This is a genomic window from Actinoplanes sp. NPDC026623, assembly GCF_040638275.1.
GTDB lineage: Bacteria > Actinomycetota > Actinomycetes > Mycobacteriales > Micromonosporaceae > Actinoplanes.
In genome coordinates this window covers 1-5,556 of record NZ_JBEZXZ010000335.1, presented here as the reverse complement: position 1 = coordinate 5,556, position 5,556 = coordinate 1, and the positions used below count along the sequence as shown (strand labels likewise).

The following is a 5,556-nucleotide window of genomic DNA, read 5'->3' as shown; positions in this document are numbered from 1 at the left end:
GGCCCGGCCGGTGCCGCCGCCGCCCATCGGGTCCATGCCCGCCCGTCAGCCGACCGGCTGCGGGATCGGGCGGCCCGGGCCGTAGGTGGTGCCGGCCCGGTCGCGTTCCAGCCAGCCGGTGTCGACCATCATCCGCCGGACCCCCGCCACGTCGTCGGTGACGGCCGCCAGCCGGCGGTTGATCTCGTCCTCGTCGCACAGGCCCTCGAGGGCCAGGAACCGGGCCAGCAGCTCGCCCAGCAGTGGCGTGCGCTCGCTCAGCGTCGGCGGCATGCCGGTCAGCCGGCCGTGCGAGAAGTTGGACCGCAGCTGCGGATAGTCGGCGAGCAGCGCCGCGATCGGCTGCAGGCGGTCGACGGCCGCGGCCGCGTCGCGCAGGCCCTCGGGCCGCGCCCGGTACAGCCCGTTTCCGGTGCCGGTGGCGAGCCCGAGCCCGACCAGCCGGGCGCAGGCGTCGCCGGCCTTCGGCAGCGGCAGGTCGAGCGCGCGGGCCAGGTCGCTCAGCGTGGCGCCGTCGTCGCCGCGGCGCACCAGCTCGGCGAACGCCAGCAACCTGTTGCGGTCGCAGAGCTGGGCGAGTACGTCGGCGGCGCGGGCGGCTTCGAGGGACATCCCGTCACCGTAGGCGCGCCGCGCCGGCCTCCGCATCCGTATTTCGAGCTCAGGCCGGGACGATGGCGCCGGTCTTGTCGATCATGTGGGTGTTCCAGTATTCGTCCCACTCGTCGCCGACGTGCTTCGGGACCTTGCCGGCGGGAAAGCGGACATAGCCGGCCGGCGGCTCCTCGCCCTTCGGGACGCAGTCACGGCCCGTCGAGCCCACCGCGGCGACCGGATACTGGTCATTGCCGCAGATCGCCTCGTTCAGTGAGCAGCCCCCGGCCGCCAGCGTCGCCGCCAGGACCGTCGCGGTGATCATCGTGGTGGTCAGGAGGCGGGTTCGGCTCGTCTCTCGCATGGCGGCAAGTCTTGCCGATCCCGGGCGGCCTGCCATCCGCACGCGTACTCACTGACGGGACCCTGGAACGGATCTCCGCCGGAGCATCGGGAGCGGGATCGGTCGCCGCGGCGACACATTGGCCGGCATAAGAATGGGCGCGACGATTCCATTGCGGATGCCCAGATGCGCAATGTCGGATTCTTGTCGGAAAAGGGCTGCGGCGCCCGGCGGGCCTTGTGATTCAATCCGCCCGGGGTCTAGCGTCCATATCGGATGCTTCGCGCTTGGTGTCGACGGCGCAGCTCAATATCCGATCGTGTCCCGGGAGATATTCATGACCGCTCGCCCGATATTCACTCCTGCCCCGGCTTTCTCCGACGCCGACGGATGGGCGCAGCCGCAGTACTGCTCCACCATCCGGTGCGCGGACGTCGACGGCGACGGCAAGGCGGAGGTCCTCGCCCGGGGGGTGAGCGGTGTCCAGGTCTGGGATCTGGACCAGGGGGACCTGTGGGCGGGCTGGCCCTCTCTGGCCGATCTGACCGACGCCGCGAATTGGAATCAGGCGCAGTACTACTCCACGATCAGCTATGCCGACATCGACGGTGACGGGCGCGCGGAGTTGCTCGCCCGCGGGGCGGCAGGCATTCGGGCCTACGAGTTCGACCCCGCGACCCGGACGTGGAGCCGGCTGCCGGACGGGCCGCCCTTGAGTGATGCGTCCGGCTGGGGTGACAAGCGGTATTACTCCACAATTCAGTGCGCCGACATCGACGGCGACGGACGCGCCGAACTCATCGCCCGCGGAGCGGCCGGAATCCAGGCCTACAAGTTCGATCCAGCGACTCGCAGTTGGAACCTGCTGCCGGCCGGCCCACCGTTAAGTGATGCCTCAGGCTGGGGCATGCAGCAGTATTACTCCACCATTCAATGCGCCGACATCGACGGCGACGGACGCGCCGAACTGGTTGCCCGCGGGGGCGCCGGCCTCATTGCCTACAAGTTCACCGGCGTGGCCTGGCAGAGCATGGCCGACATTCGGCTGAAGCGGGAAGACGCGGCCTACAGCTTCCTGATGAGCCGCGGCCCGAGCGCGGGCCAGGCCATCATCTACCGCGACGACTGGTTCGGGGTGCGAGCGGCTCGGCTGCTGAGCGGCGACGTCGCCGACGTCGCCCTGATCATGCCCGACCCGACCGGGCTGCGCGTCGGTCCCGGCACCGGGGTGACGATCTATCAGCAGAGCGACTTCCAGGGGCCCTCCCAGCAGGTCCTGGCGGACGTGCCCGCGATACACGACACGCGACCGGGTTCCCTTTCCGCACTGAAGATCTGGGCCGACGTGGACCGCCCGTTCGGCGGCCGCTGGGCGATCCGCACACCGAACGGCTACCTGCGGGTCACCCGTGGACGGCCGGGCACCACCTCGTGGGTCACCACGCTCGGCACCACCGCGAACGCGGACGCCCTCTTCCGCCTCCTGCCCAGGGGCGCCACGCCCGACGGCCAGCTGGTCCAGCTCACCACAGCCGACGGAGCGGTCGCGTTCGCGCGGCCGACCGCGGCGGAGCGTCATCTGCTCAAGGGCGGCACCAGCACTCCGTTCGAGGAAGGGACGATGACGCTCGTCGAGGAGCCCGACCGCTACGGCCGCACCTTCTCGCTCAAGGACGCGAACGCTCAGTGGGTCGCGCTGGACGGCAGCGGCCAGTTCGCCCGGAGCGGCGACCGCGACCAGCGCCTGATCTTCACCCGCGACGTCCGCTTCGCCGACGACGAGACGCAGGTCGGCACGCTCGCGCCGGGCGAGGTCGTCCTCTATGAGAATCCGGCGTACTGGGGACGGGCCTGGATCTCCGGGGCGGAGCTGAGCGACTTCCTGAGGATCGACGGCCTCAACGACGTGGTGTCGTCGCTGCGTCTCGGCCCCGAGACCGGCGTCACGCTGTACCGCGACGTGGCCTTCGGTGATGTCCGGGAGGACGCCGTCACCGCCATCCCCAGGATGAGCGGCACCCAGGTCGGCGACGACGCGCTGTCGTCTCTGCACGTGTGGCACAACATCGCGCCGAGCGCCGTGGGCATCACCTGCTCCGTCCGGCTGAGCCAGGACTACGAGCCGGTGGCGGACGGCTTCCGGCCGTTCTCGGCCTACCGCACGCTGATCCAGCTGCCGTACGACGTCACCGAGGTGGAGGTCTGGGCGACCGATCAGGTCACGATCGTCGTCAACGGGCAGACGTACCAGATCGACGAGGACACGTCGAAGAAGTTGACGCCCAACAGCCTGGCCCAGCTGACCGTGCTGACCCGCGCGAGCGGGCTGAGCACACCGGGCCTGAAACTGCGCACCGACAGAATGGCCGGCTTCGAACGCTGCGTCGTCTTCCCCGATCGCCAGATCCACGAGCACCTCGCCCAATTGCCGGCCGGCGCCCTCTACGACGCGAACACGCGGGACGGCGGCTCCCTGGTCAACAAGGCGACGGTCACCCGCCAGCAGGCCGACAACGTGCAGAGCACGATCACCCTCGCCATGTCGACCCTGCGGTACGACACCCCGGACCGCCCGACTCCGCAGGTCGACGCGGCCGGGCTGCAGGGCAGGTCCTGGAAGCTCGACTTCGGCGACCCGCTCGTGCGGCCGGTCGACGGCACCAACCCGGCCAGCTTCATCATCAACCCCGACGCCCCGGACCGTCCCGGCGCCCCGGTCGACCCGGCCGGCCTGGTGTTCGCGGGGCCGAGCCTGCGGCCGGTCACCGCGGACGAGATCGACCGGTTGCTGTCGCAGGCCAACACGGGCGTCACCCTGGCCCAAGGTGTCCTGGACGACCTGTGGAGCGGGATCAAGCAGGCGGCGTCGATCGTGGTGACCGCCGTGCACGACGTGGTCCTCGTGGTCGTCAGGTACGTCCGGCAGGGGATCCAGTTGATCGAGAACGCGGCCGAGAAGGTCGTCGCCTGGGTGATCGACAGCGCCGAGACGGTCGCGACGTTCGTGCGCGGCGTGGTCGAGAAGATCGGCGTGGCCCTGCACGACTTCGTTCAGTGGCTGGAGTTCGCCTTCGACTGGCAGGACATCCTGGCCACCCACCGCTACCTGCACGACAGCGTCATCCAGGGGCTGGACTATCTCCAGCAGCTCGTCGTGACCAGCGAGAAGCCGGTGACCGATTTCTTCGACCGGCAGGCCGAAAACCTGGTTGAGCACATCAACCTAGCGATCGGCCAGCTCGGCGGGGAGCCGGCCGAGCTCGCCGGGGAGACGCACCCGCCGGCCGAGCTGGAATGGTTCCTGGCCCGCCTGGGCGACAACGCGCAGGACACCGGCGGAAAGCCGGTCCCGCGAAGCGATCTGGCCGGCCGGTGGGACGCCGTGCGGCACAGTTACCAGGGCCTGGCCGACGGGCTCGTCACCCGGCTCGACAAGCTGGTGGACGTCGTCACGCTGCTGCCGGAAAACCCCCAGCACGCCGTCGCCGGCTTCCTGGTCATCGTCCGCGAGCTGGTGGAGCCGGCGGTGGGGGCCACCCGGGCCACGGTGCTGCTGCTGCTCGAGCTGGCCGCCACGGTGATCGAGGAGCTCAAGAGGCTGCTCGACCACGAGATCGACATCCCGTTCATCAGCGACTTCTACAGCAAGGTCATCGTCGGTGACCCGAACGAGAAGCTGACCCTGCTGAACTTGACGACGCTGCTGGTGGCCATCCCGGCGACGGTACTGGGCAAGATCGTCCTGGGGCGGCGGCCGTTCGCCAACGCTCAGCCGCTGGCGCTCTCGGCCAGCGCCGAGGCCGCGCGCGACTGGGCGATCGTCACCAGCGTGGCCGGCTACGTGGGCGGGGTGATGTCGGCGCCGATGGACGCCATCCCCGAGACCAACACACCGTCGTTCCTGTGGATGTTCGAGGGCGCCGGACTCGTGCTGTCGTACATCAGCTGGCTCGGCTCGTTCCCCGGCGGCTCCCCCGACCAGCTGAGCTTCGACGCGATCGACGAGGACAAGATCTGGGACCTGACCCTCTGGAGTTACGCCACGCTCCTGCTGGGGGTCGACACGGCCTCGTTCGTCTGCACCAACCTGGAGTCGTTCAAGCGGGCGAACGACGTCTCGGCCGGTGCGAAGTCGGTCCTCTCGGCGGTCGCCCTGGTGCTGTCCATCAGCGCGAACGCCCGCAAGAGGGAATCGGTGGTGAAGGGCTTCGGCGACGCCATCGGCACGCTGCCCGGGATCGCGGCGTTCTCGCGCATGACGGTGGTGTCGACGGCGTCCGCGGGCATCTCGCTCGGGGTGCTGGCCGGGATCGACAATCTGAGCGCCCAGGCCTGCCTCGTGCTGGCCAACGTGGAGCAGTGATCGACGCTCACCGCCCGGCCCGGCGCACACCGGGTGACCCGGCGGGTTGGGGGCTGCGCCGGCTGGCGGCCGAGGCGTGCTGGCGGCAGGGCTGGACCGGCGCCGGCGTCCTCGTCGGCCACCTCGACACCGGGGTCGACGCCACCCCCCCCGCCCCCCCCCGGGGGGGGGGGGGGTTGGCCGCGGTGGGCGCCCCCGGCGGGGGGCGCCCCGCCCGGCGCCCGCCCCCGAACGGTGGTGCCGGGACCCCCACCCC

General features: G+C 70.5%; 3 protein-coding genes. 1 reads left to right on the top strand and 2 read right to left on the bottom strand.

The genetic code is table 11. The annotated features are described in order from the left end of the window. Positions 1-45 precede the first annotated feature (45 nt). Both AB0F10_RS43880 and AB0F10_RS43875 read right to left on the bottom strand, forming a co-directional pair. Positions 46-612 (bottom strand): DUF2087 domain-containing protein, encoded by a 567-nt coding sequence (locus tag AB0F10_RS43880; RefSeq protein ID WP_360640147.1) that lies wholly within the window; start codon positions 610-612, stop codon positions 46-48. Positions 613-661: 49 nt separating this feature from the next. Continuing rightward, positions 662-958 carry an SCO0607 family lipoprotein gene (locus AB0F10_RS43875; RefSeq protein WP_360640144.1) on the bottom strand — a complete coding sequence of 99 codons (297 nt, stop codon included), beginning with the start codon at positions 956-958 and terminating at the stop codon, positions 662-664. A 316-nt stretch (positions 959-1,274) separates the two neighbouring features. On the opposite strand from AB0F10_RS43875, the gene AB0F10_RS43870 reads away from it, so the two are divergent. Further along, positions 1,275-5,300, top strand: a complete 4,026-nt coding sequence (locus tag AB0F10_RS43870; RefSeq protein WP_360640141.1) for a VCBS repeat-containing protein — start codon at positions 1,275-1,277, stop codon at positions 5,298-5,300. Positions 5,301-5,556: the final 256 nt, after the last annotated feature.